General features: G+C 62.4%; 20 protein-coding genes. 19 read left to right on the top strand and 1 reads right to left on the bottom strand.

Annotated elements, in window-relative coordinates; translation table 11 throughout:
* The first annotated feature begins 67 nt into the window (after positions 1–67).
* The 17 genes from J2T60_RS08575 (at position 68) to J2T60_RS08495 (ending at position 15,426) form a co-directional block, all read left to right on the top strand.
* A complete protein-coding gene (locus tag J2T60_RS08575; RefSeq protein ID WP_253448421.1) occupies positions 68–832 on the top strand; it encodes a beta-ketoacyl synthase chain length factor in 765 nt (254 codons plus the stop codon).
* Positions 819–1,598 (top strand): lysophospholipid acyltransferase family protein, encoded by a 780-nt coding sequence (locus J2T60_RS08570; RefSeq protein WP_253448418.1) that lies wholly within the window; start codon positions 819–821, stop codon positions 1,596–1,598. The genes J2T60_RS08575 and J2T60_RS08570 overlap by 14 nt, the downstream gene beginning before the upstream one ends.
* 224 nt (positions 1,599–1,822) lie before the next feature.
* The gene (locus tag J2T60_RS08565; RefSeq protein ID WP_253448415.1) at positions 1,823–2,092 is read left to right on the top strand and encodes a phosphopantetheine-binding protein; all 270 of its coding nucleotides are present in this window, start codon (positions 1,823–1,825) and stop codon (positions 2,090–2,092) included.
* Positions 2,093–2,095: 3 nt separating this feature from the next.
* Complete coding sequence (locus J2T60_RS08560) at positions 2,096–2,341, top strand: acyl carrier protein (RefSeq protein WP_253448412.1); 246 nt, start codon at positions 2,096–2,098, stop codon at positions 2,339–2,341.
* A 4-nt stretch (positions 2,342–2,345) separates the two neighbouring features.
* Complete coding sequence (locus tag J2T60_RS08555) at positions 2,346–2,921, top strand: COG4648 family protein (protein ID WP_253448409.1); 576 nt, start codon at positions 2,346–2,348, stop codon at positions 2,919–2,921.
* Positions 2,918–4,297, top strand: a complete 1,380-nt coding sequence (locus J2T60_RS08550) for a class I adenylate-forming enzyme family protein (RefSeq protein ID WP_253448406.1) — start codon at positions 2,918–2,920, stop codon at positions 4,295–4,297. The genes J2T60_RS08555 and J2T60_RS08550 overlap by 4 nt, the downstream gene beginning before the upstream one ends.
* The gene (locus J2T60_RS08545) at positions 4,297–4,647 is read left to right on the top strand and encodes a 3-hydroxyacyl-ACP dehydratase FabZ family protein (RefSeq protein WP_253448404.1); all 351 of its coding nucleotides are present in this window, start codon (positions 4,297–4,299) and stop codon (positions 4,645–4,647) included. The genes J2T60_RS08550 and J2T60_RS08545 overlap by 1 nt, the downstream gene beginning before the upstream one ends.
* Positions 4,644–6,350, top strand: coding sequence for a glycosyltransferase family 2 protein (locus J2T60_RS08540; RefSeq protein ID WP_253448401.1), 1,707 nt, complete (start codon positions 4,644–4,646; stop codon positions 6,348–6,350). Before J2T60_RS08545 ends, J2T60_RS08540 begins: the two co-directional genes overlap by 4 nt.
* Positions 6,351–7,913, top strand: coding sequence for an HAL/PAL/TAL family ammonia-lyase (locus J2T60_RS08535; RefSeq protein WP_253448398.1), 1,563 nt, complete (start codon positions 6,351–6,353; stop codon positions 7,911–7,913).
* Positions 7,910–8,344, top strand: coding sequence for an acyl-CoA thioesterase (locus J2T60_RS08530; RefSeq protein WP_253448395.1), 435 nt, complete (start codon positions 7,910–7,912; stop codon positions 8,342–8,344). Before J2T60_RS08535 ends, J2T60_RS08530 begins: the two co-directional genes overlap by 4 nt.
* 20 nt (positions 8,345–8,364) lie before the next feature.
* Entirely contained in the window at positions 8,365–8,928 is a 564-nt protein-coding gene (locus J2T60_RS08525) for a LolA family protein (protein ID WP_253450796.1), read from the top strand.
* Positions 8,925–11,249 (top strand): MMPL family transporter, encoded by a 2,325-nt coding sequence (locus tag J2T60_RS08520; RefSeq protein WP_253448392.1) that lies wholly within the window; start codon positions 8,925–8,927, stop codon positions 11,247–11,249. Before J2T60_RS08525 ends, J2T60_RS08520 begins: the two co-directional genes overlap by 4 nt.
* Before the next feature lie 2 nt (positions 11,250–11,251).
* Complete coding sequence (locus J2T60_RS08515; RefSeq protein ID WP_253448389.1) at positions 11,252–11,824, top strand: DUF3261 domain-containing protein; 573 nt, start codon at positions 11,252–11,254, stop codon at positions 11,822–11,824.
* Entirely contained in the window at positions 11,821–13,008 is a 1,188-nt protein-coding gene (locus J2T60_RS08510; RefSeq protein ID WP_253448385.1) for a beta-ketoacyl-[acyl-carrier-protein] synthase family protein, read from the top strand. The genes J2T60_RS08515 and J2T60_RS08510 overlap by 4 nt, the downstream gene beginning before the upstream one ends.
* Positions 13,009–13,019: 11 nt before the next feature.
* The gene (locus J2T60_RS08505) at positions 13,020–13,460 is read left to right on the top strand and encodes a hotdog family protein (RefSeq protein ID WP_253448382.1); all 441 of its coding nucleotides are present in this window, start codon (positions 13,020–13,022) and stop codon (positions 13,458–13,460) included.
* Positions 13,457–14,194 carry a 3-oxoacyl-ACP reductase FabG gene (gene fabG / locus J2T60_RS08500; RefSeq protein WP_253448379.1) on the top strand — a complete coding sequence of 246 codons (738 nt, stop codon included), beginning with the start codon at positions 13,457–13,459 and terminating at the stop codon, positions 14,192–14,194. Before J2T60_RS08505 ends, fabG begins: the two co-directional genes overlap by 4 nt.
* Positions 14,194–15,426, top strand: coding sequence for a beta-ketoacyl-ACP synthase (locus J2T60_RS08495; protein WP_253448376.1), 1,233 nt, complete (start codon positions 14,194–14,196; stop codon positions 15,424–15,426). Before fabG ends, J2T60_RS08495 begins: the two co-directional genes overlap by 1 nt.
* Here the strand turns inward: J2T60_RS08495 and J2T60_RS08490 are convergent.
* On the bottom strand, positions 15,397–16,137 hold the full coding sequence (locus tag J2T60_RS08490; protein ID WP_253448373.1) for a pseudouridine synthase: 741 nt from the start codon (positions 16,135–16,137) through the stop codon (positions 15,397–15,399). The genes J2T60_RS08495 and J2T60_RS08490 overlap by 30 nt on opposite strands.
* Positions 16,138–16,241: 104 nt before the next feature.
* On the opposite strand from J2T60_RS08490, the gene J2T60_RS08485 reads away from it, so the two are divergent.
* Both J2T60_RS08485 and J2T60_RS08480 read left to right on the top strand, forming a co-directional pair.
* On the top strand, positions 16,242–17,399 hold the full coding sequence (locus J2T60_RS08485; protein ID WP_253448371.1) for a DmpA family aminopeptidase: 1,158 nt from the start codon (positions 16,242–16,244) through the stop codon (positions 17,397–17,399).
* A gap of 31 nt (positions 17,400–17,430) precedes the next feature.
* A complete protein-coding gene (locus J2T60_RS08480) occupies positions 17,431–17,901 on the top strand; it encodes a c-type cytochrome (protein WP_253448368.1) in 471 nt (156 codons plus the stop codon).
* The last annotated feature ends 41 nt before the right edge of the window (positions 17,902–17,942 follow it).

Genomic DNA, 17,942 nt, shown 5'->3' with positions numbered 1-17,942 from the left:
CATTCAGCGGAAAGGGGAAACAGGCTTTACACTATCGCCATCTTGGATGGGGATTGGCAAGCGGACCATGAACAATAATTCGACCGAGATCGATTTTCGATTGCGTGACTGGCAAGCCTGGGCGCCCGGCATGAGCAGCCATAAGGACTGGCTGGCCTGGATCGAGCGGGGTGGGCCACCCGCTGGCGAGGAGCGTGCCGACGTCAGTTTTCTGCCTGCCATGCAGCGTCGTCGTCTGGGCCCCATGGCGCGAATGGTGTTTCGAGTGATGGAAGACACCCTGCATGATGCCGATGATCATGCGCCCATGGTGTTCGCTTCGCGGCATGGCGAATTGGCCCGATCTTATTCACTGTTACAGTCATTGGCCGAAGGCGAACCGCTGTCACCCCGGGACTTTTCTCTCTCCGTCCACAACGCCATTCTGGGGCTGCATTCCATTGCCCGCAAAAATCGGGAGCCGGCTACGGCAGTGGCGGCGGGGCTGGATACCTTGCCTGCGGGCTTGCTGGAAACTGCCGTGCAGGCAGCGGTTTCCCAGCGGGACTGCCTGATGGTCTGGGCCGAGCAGTCGATACCGGCCTTTTATCGCCATTATCTGCCCGAGGACGCCCCCGTCGCCTGTCTGGCCTTGCGCGTTGCGCCCAAGGAAGACACCCAGGCCGGCCCCCTGTTTCGTCTTGCCTGGCGTGCCGTGCCACCAGGTGACCCCGCCGGTGAAACGGCCGTTCTGCAATCCATGCTGACGGGGCTGGTTCGGCCACAGGGCAGGGGTGATTGGCGTAGCGAGCGACGGGCATGGCAGCTGGAGCCGGTTCATGTGGCCGCTTGAACGTATCTACCGCAGCCTGGGTACAGGCTGGGTCTTTCTCAGCTTTGGTCTTGGTGGTGTGGTTATGAGCCTGGCGGTGCTTCCCCTGGTGCTGCTGATCCCGGGAAGCGCCAAAGCCCGCCGCCGCCGGGTCCGCGGTCTGATTCGCTGGGGCTTTGCCACCGTGCCATGGCAGATCGAGAAATTGGGTCTGGGGCGTTTCGAGATCGAAAACGAGCATTTGCTGGCCCAATCGGGGGGCTGTCTGGTGTTGCCGGTCAAGCATCCCACCCTGATTGACGTGGTAGTGTTGATCTCCCGGTTACCCGAGGCTGATTGCGTGGTCAAACAGTCTGCCTGGCGCAATCCGGTGCTGGCATTGATGGTGAGTGCGGCGGGCTATGTAAGCAATGCCGAGGCCGAATCGGTGGTGGCTACCGCTGCTGAGCGCCTCAACACCCGAAACGAACCCTTTATCGTTTTTCCAGAAGGGACCCGTACCGTGCCCGGCGAGCCCCTGCGCTTTCGCCGGGGTGCGGCCCGAATTGCTCTGGCCAGCAGCGCACCGATTATGCCGGTGGTCATGGAATGCACGCCGCCCACCCTGAATAAGGGGACTCCTTGGTATCGGGTGCCGGATCGGGTGTGGACACTGAAGATTCGGGTCCTGGAGGCGCGCCCCCTCAGCGCCTTCGCCGAGGTGGAAGGACTGGAAGAGAGCCTGGCTGTAAGACGACTGACCCAGGGACTGAAGCGCTTTTTTGAACGTGAGCTTGGGCTCTTGTAGAATTCCGCGCCTTGTCCGAGGGAGCTGGGTGGCTTTTGGGGACCGCATACCCCTCATATGAGGGGTTCGGAGACCGGCGAGGGGCGCGTATATTGGACTTGCTACGCGAGATCGCCGGGGAGCCGCACAGGTCTTGCCGATTTAACAGAATCTCCGCCGGGTGACTTGCGCATGGGTCCTGGAAGGACTGCTGAGTCATACCGCGTGGATTGAGGGTAAAGAGCATGTCTGGATTGAAGACAGAGTTGCGTGAATTGCTGATCGAGGCCCTGGAGCTGGAAGATATTGCCGTGGAGGATATCGATCCCCAGGCGCCCCTGTTCGGCGATGGCCTGGGACTGGATTCCATTGACGCACTGGAGATCGGTGTGGCGGTGCAGAAGAAATACAATGTACGTCTTGATGCCACCTCCGAAGACACTCGGGAACATTTTTACAGTATCGAGAACCTGGCCCGATTCATTGAATCGGCACGGGCCAATGGAGCGGGGTGAATCATGGCGAGCGCAACCGTGGATTTTGATGAAATCAAGCGCATTCTCATCGACCATTTTGAGATTGATGAGAGCGACATCCAGCCCGAGGCCCATCTCTATGAGGACCTGGAGCTGGACAGCATTGATGCGGTTGATCTGGTAATCAAGCTGCAGGAAATCACCGGGCAGAAGATCAAGCCGGAGCAATTCAAGGACGTGCGTACCGTGGATGATGTCATTCGCGCCATGGAGAAGCTGCTGGCCTGATGCCATGAAGAACCCCCTTCCGGCGATCACTGGCATTGGCCTGGCGGTGTATCCCCTGGCAGTGATTGCCGGAATCCGCTTCTGGGAAGTGGGTACGCTCTGGATGGTCCTGCTGGGTCTGATGACCCTTCGCTTGCTGTCCGCCCGATGGTTTCATCGGCAGACACTGATCCTGCAAGGGAGTCTGGTCGTGATACTGGGGATCCTGCTGGCCCTACCGCTTTGGCTGGAACTGGATTTCATGCTGGGGATTCGTTTTTATCCGGTCCTGGCCAATCTGGCCGTGTTCAGCCTGTTTTTTTCCTCCCTGTTCAGCGAACGTCCCCTGGTGGAACGGATTGCCCGTTTGCGGGAGGGGAAACTTCCACCGGAGGCCATCCCCTACACCCGCCAGGTTACCCGGGTCTGGAGCCTGTTTCTGTTTGCCAACAGCCTGGTCGCCCTGGCCACGGCCCTGTGGGCACCGGACTGGCTTTGGGGGCTTTATAACGGCCTGATCAGTTATTTGCTGGTGGCCACCTTGTTTGCCATTGAGTACGGTATTCGTCAGCATCAGCGGCGCCGGTGGTCAGCGCCATGACCATTGCCACTCAGCTAACCGCCGCCCTGAATCAATCCGATACAGGGCGAATCATCAGCTGGCATCCGGAGGCCGAAGGCCATTCCCTGGGTCTGTTGCGGTCCATGGTCGAGCAGGTCCGACGTAACGTGTCCGAAGACTCCCGCCAGCAATGGCTGGTGGTGGATGACAACGCCACCCGGTTCCTGGCCGCTGTGCTGGGGGTGCTGGCGGCCGGTGCAACCCCCGTGCTCCCCCCTCACAGTGGCGTGGCTGCGGTGCGACAGCTGGTGGATGACCAGCGGGGTCTGGTCAGTGGGGCCCCCGAGCTGGCGGACGACCGGGATGTGGCGGTGGCGGCGGGAGCCCCGGTGAATACGCCCATTGAGCTTTCCCGCAAGGCTCGCCTGCTGTTGTTTACCTCCGGCTCCACCGGTGAGCCCACGCGGGTGGACAAGACCCTGGCCCAGCTGGAAGACGAGCTGCTGGTGTTGCAGGAGGCCTGGGGCGATCTCCTTGAAGCGAGTGCGGTGGTGGCCACGGTGCCCCATTTCCATCTCTATGGCTTGCTGTTTCGCTTGCTCTGGCCCTTCGTAGCCGGGCGGCCCGTGCCGGAGCTGGCCCTGCTGGAGCCCCCCCGAATTGCCGCTGCCATCGATCGCTTCCCCCGCAGTGTCCTGGTGAGCAGCCCAGCCCATCTCAAACGCTGGCCGGGCTATACCGCTCTGGTGGCTTCCGCCGGTCGGCTGGATGGCGTGTTTTCTTCTGCCGGGCCGCTACCCGCTTCCACCTCCCTGGCCCTGCACCGGGCCCTGGACCCCCTGGCGGTATGGGAAGTCTATGGCAGTACCGAGACCGGTGGCATTGCTTTCCGTGATCAGGGACGGCCCGAGCATGCACACTGGCAGACCTTTGCCGGCGTCGAGCTGGCATTCCCGGACGCTGAGCCGGGGCCCATGCAGGTCCGATCCCCGGCCACTGGTCATGAATGGCTGGATACGGGTGACCGGGCTCGGCGGCGGCTGGATTCCGCAGGCGGATTCGAGTTGTTGGGGCGTAGTGACGGGGTGATCAAGATCGAGGATCGCCGTATCTCACTGGCCGAAATCGAGACTGCCCTGGAAGCCAGCGACTGGGTCCGGGAAGCCGCGGTGCTGCGCCTGAACGGCGAGCGGCAGACCACGGCAGCAGTATTGGCCCTGAGTGAGGTCGGTCAGCAAGCCCTGGAGGCCTTGGGCAAGTGGCAATTCAAGCGGCAGTTGCGGGCGCAACTGGCCACCCGTTTCACCGAGGTTGCTCTGCCGCGACGCTTTCGCTACCTGGAAACCTTGCCCCGCAATCCCATGGGCAAGCTGCGCCGGGCTGATCTGCTGGCCTTGTTTCAGGAGGGGGCCTGATGAGTCTGCCACCCATACTGAGCGAGCGTGTCAGGGGGCCGGTGGCCGAATACCGCCTGGCCGTGCCCGTCGATCTGCCCTGGTTTCGGGGCCATTTTCCCGGCCACCCGGTGTTGCCCGGCCTGGTTCAGGTGGAATGGGCCCGCCAACTGGCCGAGCGGGATCTCTGTCCCGATGGAGGCTTCCAGGGCCTGCGCTCGGTGAAATTCCAACGGGTAATCCAGCCGGATTGTGAGCTTTGCCTGCACCTGGAAGCCCGCGATGGCCAGGTGGACTGGCGTCTGACCCTGGATGGACTGGATGGCCCCCTGTGTTCCGAAGGCCGACTGTTTTTCGGAGCATCCCAATGAACCTGTCCTTTTGTGCGGTAGTTCCGGTCTATCGTCAACCCGAGCGGGTGGCCGAGGTGGTGGCGCAGTTGCGCGATCAGGGATTGCCCTGTTACCTGGTGGATGACGGCAATGATGCCGACACCGCTCGGCGCTTGGCGGAAATCGCCCAGGCCGACCCCCATGTGATCCTGCTTCGTCAGGCCATTAACCGGGGCAAGGGCATCGCCGTGCTGTGCGGCATGCGCCAAGCCCGGGCCGACGGTTTCAGCCATGTTCTGCAGGTGGATGCCGATGGCCAGCATGATCTGGCGGACCTGCCGGCCTTTCTGGACGCGGCCCGAGCCGAACCGCAAGCCCTGATCTCCGGCCGGCCTCGCTACGATGCCTCGGTGCCCGCCGGCCGGGTCTTTGCCCGCTATATCACCCATGTCTGGGTCTGGATTGAAACCCTGAGTTTCCAGATCCGGGATTCCATGTGCGGCTACCGCATCTACCCCCTGGCCGCCAGCCTGGCGGTGGCGGATGAGGAAGGGGTCGGGCCGCGCATGGACTTCGATACCGAGATCATGGTGCGTCTGTTCTGGCGGGGCACCGCGGTACGTTTCATCGAAACCGGTGTTCGCTATGACACCGGCAGCCGCTCCACCTTTCGCCTCTTTCGGGACAATGTCCGTATCTCGGCCATGCATGTACGCTTGGTGTTCGGGATGCTGGCTCGTTGGCCCGGCTGGTTGATGGCCGGGCGCCGGGCCGATCACTGGGCCGGGGTGGAGGAACCGGGCACCGTGTTGGGGATGCGCATGGCGGTCTGGGCCTATCGCCTGCTGGGGCGTCGGGGTATGGCGGTGGTGCTGTTTCCCGCCGCCCTCTATTTTCTGCTGTTCAATGGCCGTGCCCGCCGGGCCTCCATGCATTACTTTCGCCGCCTGCATGCCTTTGACCCCAGCCAGCCCCGGCCCGGCTGGAGAACCACCTTCCGGCATTTCTGGCAGTTTGTCCGCGCCAACATCAAGCGAGTGGAAGCCTGGTCCGGTGGTGGGGATCCCGATGCGCTGGAAATGCCCAATTGGGAGGCATTCCAGTCCCTGCTGGACCGGGGGCAGGGGGCCCTGCTGGTGGGGGCCCATGCCGGCAATCTGGAGGTGGGCCGGGCCCTCGCTACCCGCTATCCCGAGGTGAAGATCAATGCCCTGATCTATACCGCCAATGCCCGCAAATACAATCGAGTGATGCGAGCGTTGAACCGGGAGCATGGTGCGCGGGTGATCATGGTGGAGGAGATCGGGGCCGATACGGCCCTGATGCTGAAATCTCGGATCGATCAGGGGGAATTCGTGGTGATCGTGGGAGACCGGGCACCGGTGGCGGTCGACAGTCCCCGCGTCCGTCTGCCCTTTTTGGGGGATGAGACAGATTTCCCCATTGGTCCCTGGGTGCTGGCCCATGCCCTGCAGTGTCCGGTATACGGCTTTTTCTACATGGATCGTCCCGACGGCAATGCCCGGATTTATTTTGAGCGCTTTGCTGAACGCTTGCGCTTGCCCCGGCGGGAGCGCGAAGCCAAGCTGCGTTCGGTGGTGGATGAATATGTCCGCCGCCTGGAATCGCTGCTGTGCGAATACCCCTATCAATGGTACAACTTCTATGACTTCTGGCAGGACGAGACCCCGGCGCGGCGTGCCGGGGTGGTTGAGCCGGAATCCCCTGTGGAGAAAGAGTAGATGAGTCAACGAGCCGACAAGCTGTCGTCCCAATCGGCCGATTGCAAGCCACTGGCCATTGGCAGTGAGACCCTCTCGGTGGCATCGGTGGATGCCGTTGCCAGGTCGGTGCAACCGGTGGCCCTGAGTCAGGACAAGGCCTTTCGAAAGCGTATTCAAAAGGGCGCCGACCGGGTGGCCGAGCTGGTGCACAGTGGCGCCCAGGTCTACGGTATTTCCACTGGTTTTGGTGATTCCTGTACCGTCTCCATTCCCAATGAACAGCTGCATGCCCTGCCCCTGAATCTGACCCGCTACCACGGCTGTGGTCTGGGGGAGCATCTGGCACCCGAGCTGGTTCGAGCCACCATGCTGGCACGGATCAATTCCCTGGCCCACGGGGTCTCCGGGGTTCGGCTGGAGCTGCTGGAAAAGCTGGTCGCGCTGTTGCAGGAAAATGTACTGCCCTTGATGCCGGCAGAAGGCTCGGTGGGCGCCAGCGGTGATCTCACGCCCCTGTCCTATCTGGCTGCGGCCCTGGTGGGGGAGCGGGAGGTGCTGCACAAGGGACAGCGACGGCCCGCCGCCGCTGTGCTGGACGAGCTGGGTATCAGGCCGCTTGAACTGCTCCCCAAGGAAGGTCTGGCCCTGATGAATGGCACCGCAGTGATGACCGGCATTGCCTGTGTCACCTGGACCCGTGCCCGCCAGCTGGTGGATCTGGCCAATCGCATCACGGCCATGGCCTGCCTGGCCATGGCCGGCAATGCCAATCATTTCCATCCTCGGCTGTTTGAAATGAAGCCTCATCCCGGCCAGAGCCGTTCCGCTCACGCCATTCGTGCCGTGCTGCCGGATGACAGTGGCAAGCCTGGTACCCGGCTCCAGGACCGCTATTCCATTCGCTGTGCCCCCCATGTCATCGGGGTGCTGGATGACAGCCTGGACTGGTGCGAGCGCTGGCTGGAAATCGAGCTGAACAGCGCCAACGACAACCCCCTCATCGACCCGGAAACGGGAGAGGTCTATCACGGTGGCCATTTCTACGGTGGCCATGTGGGCCAGGCCATGGACAGTCTCAAGACGGCCATCGCCAGCGTCTCCGACCTGCTGGATCGGCAGATGGCACAACTGGTGGACAGCCGATTCTCCAATGGCCTGCCTTCCAATCTGGCCTGGGAGGCCAATCCCGAGCATGCCAGCAGTCATGGCCTCAAGGCTCTGCAGATTTCGGTATCCGCCTGGACCGCCGAGGCCCTTAAACTCACCATGCCGGCCACCTCCTTTTCCCGCTCCACCGAGTGCCACAATCAGGACAAGGTGAGCATGGGTACCATTGCCGCCCGTGATGCTTTGCGGGTGCTGGAGTTGAGTGAGCAGACTGCGGTCGGCCTGTTGGTTTCGGTGAGCCAGGCCCTGGAGATCCGTCGGCGCCGGGGCGAGTTGAGTGAATTGCCCGCCGAGCTGGCCGAGACCCTGTCCCAGGTGCAGAAACTGTGCCCCTTCGTGACCGAGGATCGTGCCCTGGAAGGGGATTTGCGTGAACTGCTGGCGGCCCTGCGAGAAAGAAGGATTTCTGCATGAAGAAGGCCGAGATCGTCGAAAGCATTGATATAGAGATTCCCTTCCAGGATCTGGATCCCATGGGGGTGGCTTGGCATGGCAATTACTTTCGCTATTTCGAGGCCGGCCGGGCTGCTCTGTTGCGCAAGATCGATTATGACTATCCCCAGATGCGGGCCTCGAACTTCATGTGGCCCATCGTGGACACCCGGGTCAAATACATCGCGCCGCTGGAATACGCTCAGCAGGTGCGGGTTACCGCCGGGATCATGGAATGGGAAAACCGCCTGCGCATCGATTATGAATTGCATGACATCGAAACCGGCAAGCGTCTCTGCCGGGCCCATACCATCCAGTGTGCGGTTTGTGTGGAGAGCGGGGAGCTGCAGTTTGTCTGCCCGCCGGCCCTGACCGATCGTATCCGCGCCCAGCTGGCGCACCAGGCTTCATGAGGGGGCGCGGTTTGAAGCTTGTGTTGTTTGTCCTGCTGATGGGGCTGGTCACGCCCCTGGCAGCCGAGCCGGCCGCCTTTGAGGCGCGCTTCCAGCAGGAACGCACCACGCCGGGACTGGATCGGGCTTTTCGCAGTGAGGGGCGGGTCCACTGGGTGGCCGGCGAAGAACTGCGCTGGGAAACCGAGTCCCCCTTCGAGCATGTTTATCGCCTGTTGCCGGATCGCATCATCGAGATCCACCCCGAGGGCGAAGCAGAAGAGATTCGTGCCGAGGATGCCCCCTGGGTGGTATCCCTGAATGAGTTGCTCATGGCGTTGATGAGCGGTGATCAGGAACAGCTCGCGGCACTTTTTGATGTTCAACCGCTGGCGGCGGATGACGAGGACGGAATGCGTTTTCGCCTCAAACCCCGGGATGAAGCCCTGGCGGAACAGATCGATGCCATCGAAGTGGTCCAGGGGCGCTGGCCAGAGCACATTCATATAAAGGAGGCCGATGGGGGGCACCTGGATATTCGCCTGAGCGACCATCAGGGCGACCGCCCCGATGACGAGATGCTTGAGGTGGAAGACGATTCATGAGCGTCATGGCGTTGGGACGGGGCCTGGCCTGGCTGCTCATGATCCTCGCCGGCCTGGCGGTGCTATTGGTCTGGTTGCCCCAGCAGCACCCGGCGGGCGACTGGCTGGACAGCGACATTACCCACCTGATGCCGGCGGAGCATCAGGATCCCCTGATTGCCCGGGCCATGGGCCGGGATCGCATTGGTGCCACGGGCGAGTGGCTGCTGCTGATTGAAGGCCCAGGGGAGGCCTCGGCGGCGGCTGCCGGACAGGTCCGTGAGATTATCCGTGACAGCGAGGTTGCCCAACCGCTGGCGATGGGCGATCCGCAAACCCTGCTGGAGGCACTCAAGCCCTATCAGTTTGCCCTGTTGCGGCCCGCCACCCTGGAGCGATTGCGACTGGACCCGGCGGGCTACTACTGGCGTACCGTCCAGGGACGCTTGGCACGACCTTCGCCCGCCACCGGCCGGTCGTTTGATCAGGATCCGGCGGGTTTTCTGGGCGAATACCTGAGCCATCAGCCGAGCCCCTATCCGGATTTCCAGCGTCGTGAGGGGCTTTGGTACCAGGCCGGCGATGATCAGGACCGTTGGCTCCTGCCGCTTTCCTTGAGTGGCAATGCCTTTGAGACCCCGGTCCAGACCGCTCACCAGGCAACCCTGGCCCAGGTGGAGCAGGCCGTGGCCCAGGCCTGCCCGGATTGCCGCCTGAGCAGTACCGGGCCGGTCCATTTTGCGGCCGAGCAACGCCAGCTGGCCCGGGGCGAGGTCATGCTGATTTCCTCCCTCTCCCTGGTCGGTATTCTGTTGCTGATTCTTCTGGCCTTTGTCAGCCTTCGGCCCCTGGTGCTGGCTGCCCTGGCCCTGGGGGGCGGGGTCCTGATGGCGGCGGCGGTCTCCCTGTTGCTGTTCGGCCGGATCCATATCATCACCCTGGTGGCGGGCAGTACCCTGCTGGGGATTGCCATCGACTATGTCTTCAAATACCTGGTTCACCGCACCGAGCGCGGTTCCGATTCCCCCGAGCGACTGGTCCGGCGCCTGCAGCGTCCGCTCTTGCTCGGTGTGCTGAGCAGTCTGCTCTGTCTGGGTGTGCTGGCGGTCAGTCCCTTCCCGGTGCTTCGGGAGTTGGCGGTTTTTTCCGCCGCAGGCTTGGCCGGCGCCTGGCTGACCGTGGTGCTGTTGTTCCCGGTTCTGGACCGGCATATGCCGGTCCATCTCAGTGCGCCTGTCACCCGCCTGTTGAACGAGCCCCGGACCCTGCTCGCAGGGATCGGCCCGGCACGCTGGCTGTTCCCCTTGCTGGTATTGCCCCTTGGCTTTGTGGCCTTTTGGCAGATGCCGGGCAGTGACGATCTGCGGGCCTTTCAAGCCGAATTGCCCGAGCAATTGGACGTGGATCACCATGTGCGGGCGGTGAGCGGGACGGATTTCCCGCCCGGTTTTTTCCTGATCCAGGGGCGGGATCTGGATCAGGTCATGAGCCGGGAGCGGGCCCTGCGCCAGCGCTTGGCCGAGCAAGACCTGGGGCAGCGTAGCGTGGCCCTGTCCCGGCTGATTCCGCCGCCCTCCATCCAGGCCGAGACCCATGCCCTGCTGGGACAGGCCCTGGCGGATTCCACGCTGGATGCCTCGCTGGGGGAAATCGGTTTGTCCGCCTCGGCCCGTACGGCACTGCGAGCCCGTTGGGCCGAGGCCCGGGGACACTGGCTGCAGCCCGATGCGCTGCGAGACGGTCCGCTCGCGCCCCTGGTGGAACGACTCTGGATTGAGGGCGAGACCGACAAGGCCAGTCTCTTGATCCCCCGCAGTGACCTGGACGGACTGGACGAGGAACAACTGCCGACGGGGGTTCGCTATGTGGATGCCATGGCCTTGATGAACCGGAACCTGTCCGAACAGCGGGCAACGGCCAGTCGCTGGATACTGGCGGCTGCCGTGATCGGTATTCCGGCCCTGTTTGTCCTGTTGCTGGGTTGGCGTCGTGGCGGCATGGCGGCCCTGGCACCCCTCTCCGCGCTGTCCCTGACCTTGTGCTTTCTATGGCTGAGCGGCATTGGCCTGAACACCTTCGTGCTCATGGGGGTCATTCTGGCCTTGGGTGTGGGGGCGGATTACGCGGCTTTTCTGGCCGCCGAGCGTCAACCGTCACCGGCCGGGGTGGCCGGTATTGGTCTGGCCGCAGTGACCACGTTGCTGGCCTTTGGTCTTCTGGGCTTGAGTCAGGTGCCGGCCTTGGGACAGTTCGGCTTGACCGTGATCGTGGGTATCGTGGCGTCGTATCTCTCGGCCCTTTTGCTGGCGGGCCAGGCTGCTGAACAGGGGGAGGCCTCGTGAGAATGGGATTTCAGAAACCCTGGCGCCTGGCCCTGCTGTGCCTGCTGTTGGCGGCGCTGACGGCCTGCGCGCCCCTCACCCTGCCTGATCGTTCGGGCTGCGAGCGTCTACATGCCCGGCTGGCCTATTGTCTTTTGACGCCGGCCGAGATGGGCCGCTCTCTGGAACGCCTGGACCGGGTGCAGCTTCGCTCACCGGCGGGCCGACAGGATTTCATCGGGCAGTTGGCGGTGGATGAAAAGCGGTTCCTGCTGGCGGCCCAGAGCCTCACCGGCATGGCCCTGTTCCGGGTGGAATGGGACGGTGAGCAGTTGTCCAGCCGAGGACGGTTCCCGGATGAGGCGCCTGAGCCCATTCAATTGCTGGCCTTGCTGCAATTGCTACTGGCCGAGCCCGAAGACCTGAACCGGGTGATTTACGGTGGCCATCTGGAAGTGGACGAGCAGGGGGATCGGCGCTTGCGTCTGGACAATGGTCGGGTCATCCTGCGCATCCTTCGCGCTTCCGACACCGGGATGATTGAAATGATTATGGACGAGGATATCCGTATTACCCTGGAGCCATTGTCGTCATGAGCAGCAGGATTTATCTCAACCACCTGGGCCTGATCAACCCCCTGGGCCGCGACAAGGCGTCGGTGACCGAGGCCATGCTGGCGGGCACCCGCCATGGGCTGAGTCGCCGCATGCCCCTGCTGCGGGGGGGCGAGGCCACGGTGGGTGCCTGCAGCGATGAATTGCCGGCTGTGCCCGAAGGCTGGACCCATCGGGCGAGCCGTAACAATCGTCTGTTGCTGGGGGCCCTTCAAGAAATCGAGTCCGAAGTACAGGCGGCGATTGAACGCCATGGTCCCGATCGAGTGGCGGTGGTACTTGGCTCGAGTACCTCCGGTGTCCGGGAAGGCGAGGCCGCCGTGGCCAGCCACCAGTACTCGGGACAGTATCCGGCTGAGTTTGATTATCGTCTGCAGGAGGTGGGCAGTCCTTCGGAATTTCTGGCCGAGTATCTGGCCGTTTCCGGGCCGGCGCTGACTCTGTCCACTGCCTGTACCTCGTCCAGCAAGGCCCTGATTGCCGGCGCCCGAATGCTGGAATTGGGGCTGTGTGATGTGGTGGTCGCCGGGGGCGCGGATTCTCTGTGTGATCTGACCGTGAACGGCTTCGATGCCCTGGAAAGCGTCTCCGCTCAGGCCTGTAATCCCTTCAGCCGCAACCGGGATGGCATCAATATTGGTGAAGCCGCTGCTCTGTTTCTGATGAGTCGAGCGCCAGGACCGCTGCGCCTGATGGGCTGGGGCGAGTGTTCCGACGCCCACCATATTTCCGCACCCGATCCGGACGGGGTGGGCGCCGAGCAGGCCATGCGCTTGGCCCTGGCCATGGCCGGCTGTGATCCGGTCGACATTGCTTACCTCAACCTGCATGGAACAGGTACCATGAAGAACGATTTGATGGAGAGCCATGCTGTGGCCCGGGTTTTCCCGGGAGGCGTGCCGGCCAGCTCCAGCAAGGGCATGGTGGGGCATACCCTGGGGGCGGCCGGGGCTACGGAGGCGGCCTTTTGCTGGCTGGCCCTGCATGAGGCCTATGGCGGGGGGCAGTTGCCACCCCATGTCTGGGACGGCGAAAATGATCCCTCACTGGCCCCGCTGGATCTGGTTTCGCCCGGGGGGTGGATTCAAGGGCAGCATCGATTGGCCATGAGTAACTCCTTTGCCTTTGGTGGCAGCAATGCCGTGTTGCTGCTGGGTGCGGATTGAGCCGGTGAAGAATGAAGCTTGAGTCGCTTTTGCCCCACCGGGGCCACATGCTGCTGATCGACGCCCTGCTGGACTGGGATGACAAGACTGCCCGGGCCCGGGCAGTGATGGCCCCCTCCCATCCCTTTGCTCTGGCGGATGGGCGAGTGCCGGCCACGGTGGGCCTGGAGATGATGGCTCAGACGGTGGCGGCCTGGGCCGGCGTCCGGGGGCAGGACCAGGGCGAGGGCCCGCGGGTGGGTTACCTGCTGGCTTGCCGCAGCTATGACAGCGAGGTGGCGGCCTTTGCCGCCGGCAGTGAACTGGAAATCCGGGTCGAGGAGCTGATACGCCAGGACAATGGCTTCGGCTCCTACCGTGGAGAAATACATCAAGGTGGCGAGTGTCTGGCGCGGGGGCGTCTGAGCGTCATGGAACAGCCACCGCAAGCCTTGTCGGGAGAGAATGAATGACAGTGGGGGATCAAAGACGAGTATTGGTCACAGGCGCCAGTCGCGGTATCGGCCGGGCCATTGCCAAGCGGCTGGCCGAACCCGGTTGGGCCCTGACCCTGCATTATCGTTCCGGTCAATCCGAAGCCGAATCCCTGGCCGCCGAATTGGCCGAGCAGGGTGTGAGCGTGGATACCCTGGGATTCGATATTGCCGATCGGGAGGCGGCCCGCGAAGCCCTGGAGGCACGGGTCGAGGAGAAAGGGCCCTATTATGGCGTGATTTGCAACGCGGGGATTACGGCGGACAATGCCTTTCCGGCCATGCCGGGCGAGGATTGGGACCGGGTGGTGAACACTAATCTGGGCGGTTTCTATAATGTGATTCACCCCCTGGTCATGCCCATGGTTCGGGGCCGCAAGGGTGGGCGCATTATCGCCATGTCCTCGGTCTCCGGTTTGATGGGCAATCGGGGTCAGGCCAATTACGCCGCCTCCAAGGCCGGCATCATTGCTGCCGCCCAGAGCCTGGCCCTGGAACTGGCCAAGCGCAAGATCACGGTCAATTGCGTGGCCCCGGGCCTGATCGAGACCGACATGATTGCCGATGCCCCCGTGGAGGAAGCACTCAAGCTGATTCCCGCCGGCCGCCTGGGCCGCCCGGAAGAAGTGGCGGCCACGGTGGATTTTCTGATGCGGGATGAGGCTGCCTACATCACCCGCCAGGTGCTGGCCGTCAATGGGGGAATGTGCTGATGCGACGGATTGTGGTAAGCGGTGTCGGAGGCCTGACCTCCCTGGGGCACGACTGGCCTCGCATCCGTGAGGCCCTGAAGGCCGGCCGTACGGGGATTCGCTACATGCCCGAGTGGGAGCGCTTCGAAGGGCTCAATACCCGGCTGGGTGGCCCGGTGATGGATTATGAATTGCCCAAGGCCGGCTATGGGCGCAAGCAGACTCGCAGCATGGGTACGGTGGCTTTGCTGGCCACCCGGGCCGCCGATCTGGCCCTGCAGAATGCCGGTCTGCGCGAGCATCCGGTATTGAACAGTGGCCGCGCCGGGGTCTCCTGTGGTTCCTCCTTCGGCAGCATTGATGCCACCGAGACCTTCGCCCGCTATCTTCAAACCGGCAACGTGGCGGGTGTGACCTCCAACAGCTATGTGCAAATGATGGGGCATACCGCCCCGGTGAATATTGCCCTCTACTTCAAGATGACCGGCCGCATCATTCCCACCAGTTCCGCCTGTACCTCGGGTTCCCACGGGGTGGGTTACGGTATGGAAGCAATTCGCTATGGCCATCAGGACATGATGATCGGCGGCGGTGCCGAGGAACTCTCCAGCGCCGATGCCGCGGTCTTCGATACCCTCTTTGCTACCTCCACCCGAAATGATGCCCCGGAGACCACCCCCGCTCCCTATGACCGGGACCGGGATGGTCTCGTAGTGGGGGAAGGGGCGGTAAATCTGATCCTTGAATCCCTGGACCATGCCCGGGAACGGGGAGCGGATATCATGGCCGAGCTGGTAGGTTTCGGAACCAACTCCGACGGCACCCACATTACCCAGCCCAATGCCGAGACCATGGCGGTGGCCATGCGACTGGCCCTGGAAGATGCCGGCCTCCATCCTGACCAAGTGGGCTATGTGAGCGGCCATGGTACCGCCACCGACCGGGGCGATATCGCCGAAACCCAGGCCACACGGGAAGTCTTTGGCCGCCCGGTGCCCATCAGCTCCATGAAGGGCAACTTCGGTCATACCCTGGGGGCCTGCGGTTCCCTGGAGGCCTGGCTGGCCATTGAAATGATGAATGAAGGTTGGTTTGCCCCCACTGCCAATCTTCACAATGTGGATGAACGCTGTGCGGAGCTGGATTACATCATGGGGGATGGCCGAAAAATGGATGTGGAATACGTGATGAGCAACAATTTTGCCTTTGGCGGCATCAATACCTCACTGATCTTCAAGCGCTGGACGGAATAGCGCCTTCGCTTCATTGTCCAGCCAGTCCTTCCATCCCAGCCCTATCATGGCGTCGATAAATTGATCACCGGGCGGACAGGATACGGTCAGCCGGCGAGTGGATTCGGCGGGGTGGGGCAAGGTGATGGTTCGGGCATGGAGGAGCAGGCGCCGGATGCCCAGGTGCTCGCGAAAAATACGGTTGTGTTCACCGTCCCCGTGGGTGGTATCACCAATGATGGGATAGGCCATGCGCTCGCAGTGAATTCGCAGCTGATGGCGCCGCCCCGTCATCGGCTCCAGCTCAAGCAGGGCGTAGCGTGAAGTGGGGTAACGGCGATTGGGAACGGGCAGCTCACACTGGGCCAGGCGCCGATAACGGCTCAGCGCCGGTCTATGTTCTGCACGATCATCATCCTTGACCGGTCGATTGATTTCCCCCTGGGCCGGCGGCCAGCCCCGCACAATGGCCAGATATTGCTTGTGAACTTGCTGCTCACTGAAGGCCTGATTGAGCTGATGGGCCGAGCGGGAATCCAGGGCGAACACAATCACGCCGGAAGTGGCCCGGTCCAGTCGGTGAACCGGATAGAGGGTCCGACCCAGCTGGTCCCTCAGGCTCTGGAGCATGAAAACCCGGTCCCGGGCCAGGGCCGTGCGGTGCACCAGTATATCGGCCGGTTTTCGGGCAGCCACCAGGTAGTCATCCTGGTACAGAATGGGGAAATTCAAATCCGTCCTCCGGCCTTGCTCGGGTGCGCGAGGGTACCTGCTCAGGCTAGTTATCTGCGCTAGAATGGGCTGCTGATTCTGAACCAAAGACGGCGGGGACGTCCATGCGATTATGTCGATCTATCATTCCACTTGGCCTGGTTCTCGGGCTTCTGGCTCAGCCTCTGGTGGGTGAGGAACGCCCCCGGGCCCGTGATCTGGGCATTGCGCCAGGGGTGTTGCCCGCTGGCGAGCTCAACGCCATTACCGATGTGGAGGACGTGCGTGTCGGGCATGTCTCCCTGGTCTCCGGTGATGATATTCGTACCGGGGTGACCGCTGTCTTACCCCATGGGGGGAATCTGTTCCAGGACAAGGTGCCCGGCGCCGTTTACACCGCCAATGGTTTTGGCAAGGCGGCCGGTTTCGAACAGGTCCGGGAACTGGGCGTGCTGGAATCACCCATCCTCTTGACCAATACCCTGAACGTGGGCACGACCCTGGAAGCCGGTGTGGCCTGGATGCTGGAGCAAGATGGCAACGAGGACGTGCATTCGGTGAATGTGGTGGTGGGGGAAACCAATGACGGTTTCCTCAATGATATCCGTAGTCAGTCGGTACGTCCCCAGCATGTCTTTTCCGCCATTGAATCCGCGGAAGGGGGCACGGTGGCGGAAGGCAATGTAGGGGCGGGTACCGGTACCCGGGCTTTTGGCTGGAAGGCAGGCATCGGCACCGCTTCCCGTGCCTTGCCCGACCCCCTGGGCGGTTACACCGTGGGAGTTCTGGTGCAATCCAACTTCGGGGGTGTGCTGACCATGGATGGGGCCCGGGTGGGCGAGGCCCTGGGCAGTTATACCTTCCGGGAAGAAGTGGAGACCGAGCTTGAGCTTGAGTTGAACAATGTGGTGGATGAGCAAGGCTCCATCATGGTGGTGATCGCTACCGATGCCCCCGTGAGTGAACGGAATCTGGAGCGTATGGCCAAGCGCGCCAGCCTGGGTATTGGACGCAGCGGTGGCTTCATGAGTAATGGCTCCGGTGATTTCATGGTGGCCTTCTCCACCAGTGACACTGTTTCCCATCAATCTCCATCCGAGGGGCGTAGTCGCAATGTGCTGGCTGATCGAGACATGGACCCCCTCTTTATGGCCACGGTGGAAGCCACCGAAGAAGCCATTTACAACAGTTTGCTACAAGCCGAGTCCATGACCGGGCGCCAGGGGAATCATATGGAAGCATTGCCCATCGAACGTCTGGAGGAAATCCTGGATGATCGTTAGGCCTGCTATGTGGCTGCTTGCGTTATTGTTGATGACTTTTCTTTTGGCTTGCGATCAGCAGCAGGAAGAGCTGGAAGCTACGGTGGATGAGGCCATTGAGGAATCTCCTTATCCCCAGGGAGCCGCCTTGTATGAGCGTCAATGCCGGGCTTGTCACCAAATGGACGGCAGCGGCCACGGCCGGGCGTTTCCGCCGCTGGCGGATCATGTGCCCAAGTTGCTGAAGGCCGAAGGGGGGCGGGAATACCTGATACAGCTGACCCTTTACGGCCTCGGTGGCGAGATCCAGGTGCTGGGGGAGCAATACAGCGGTGTCATGCCCGGCTTTCGGAGAATGAGTGATGAGCAGGTGGCGGCTTTGCTCAATCATGTCAGTTATGCCTGGGAAGGCAAGGATCAATTACCTGAAGATTTTGAGCCTTATGAAGCCGAGGACGTGGCAAGACAACGGGAAGAGCGCTTGAGCCCCAGCCAGGTCTGGGAACGGCGTCCAGAGCTTTGAGTCGGACTATCGTACTGAACATGCCCCGAGATGAGTAAATC

The sequence above is a fragment of the Natronospira proteinivora genome (assembly GCF_024170465.1).
Taxonomy (GTDB): Bacteria; Pseudomonadota; Gammaproteobacteria; order Natronospirales; family Natronospiraceae; genus Natronospira; species Natronospira proteinivora.
The sequence above is the reverse complement of the archived record's forward strand: the minus strand, read 5'-3'. Positions and strand labels throughout refer to the sequence as shown.

Bases quoted from the DNA above. Each gene is read 5' to 3' on its own strand.
- J2T60_RS08575 (WP_253448421.1), top strand. From the start codon at position 68: ATGAACAATAATTCGACCGAGATCGATTTTCGATTGCGTGACTGGCAA.
- J2T60_RS08570 (WP_253448418.1), top strand. From the start codon at position 819: ATGTGGCCGCTTGAACGTATCTACCGCAGCCTGGGTACAGGCTGGGTC.
- J2T60_RS08565 (WP_253448415.1), top strand. From the start codon at position 1,823: ATGTCTGGATTGAAGACAGAGTTGCGTGAATTGCTGATCGAGGCCCTG.
- J2T60_RS08560 (WP_253448412.1), top strand. From the start codon at position 2,096: ATGGCGAGCGCAACCGTGGATTTTGATGAAATCAAGCGCATTCTCATC.
- J2T60_RS08555 (WP_253448409.1), top strand. From the start codon at position 2,346: ATGAAGAACCCCCTTCCGGCGATCACTGGCATTGGCCTGGCGGTGTAT.
- J2T60_RS08550 (WP_253448406.1), top strand. From the start codon at position 2,918: ATGACCATTGCCACTCAGCTAACCGCCGCCCTGAATCAATCCGATACA.
- J2T60_RS08545 (WP_253448404.1), top strand. From the start codon at position 4,297: ATGAGTCTGCCACCCATACTGAGCGAGCGTGTCAGGGGGCCGGTGGCC.
- J2T60_RS08540 (WP_253448401.1), top strand. From the start codon at position 4,644: ATGAACCTGTCCTTTTGTGCGGTAGTTCCGGTCTATCGTCAACCCGAG.
- J2T60_RS08535 (WP_253448398.1), top strand. From the start codon at position 6,351: ATGAGTCAACGAGCCGACAAGCTGTCGTCCCAATCGGCCGATTGCAAG.
- J2T60_RS08530 (WP_253448395.1), top strand. From the start codon at position 7,910: ATGAAGAAGGCCGAGATCGTCGAAAGCATTGATATAGAGATTCCCTTC.
- J2T60_RS08520 (WP_253448392.1), top strand. From the start codon at position 8,925: ATGAGCGTCATGGCGTTGGGACGGGGCCTGGCCTGGCTGCTCATGATC.
- J2T60_RS08515 (WP_253448389.1), top strand. From the start codon at position 11,252: ATGGGATTTCAGAAACCCTGGCGCCTGGCCCTGCTGTGCCTGCTGTTG.
- J2T60_RS08510 (WP_253448385.1), top strand. From the start codon at position 11,821: ATGAGCAGCAGGATTTATCTCAACCACCTGGGCCTGATCAACCCCCTG.
- J2T60_RS08505 (WP_253448382.1), top strand. From the start codon at position 13,020: ATGAAGCTTGAGTCGCTTTTGCCCCACCGGGGCCACATGCTGCTGATC.
- fabG (WP_253448379.1), top strand. From the start codon at position 13,457: ATGACAGTGGGGGATCAAAGACGAGTATTGGTCACAGGCGCCAGTCGC.
- J2T60_RS08495 (WP_253448376.1), top strand. From the start codon at position 14,194: ATGCGACGGATTGTGGTAAGCGGTGTCGGAGGCCTGACCTCCCTGGGG.
- J2T60_RS08485 (WP_253448371.1), top strand. From the start codon at position 16,242: ATGCGATTATGTCGATCTATCATTCCACTTGGCCTGGTTCTCGGGCTT.
- J2T60_RS08480 (WP_253448368.1), top strand. From the start codon at position 17,431: ATGACTTTTCTTTTGGCTTGCGATCAGCAGCAGGAAGAGCTGGAAGCT.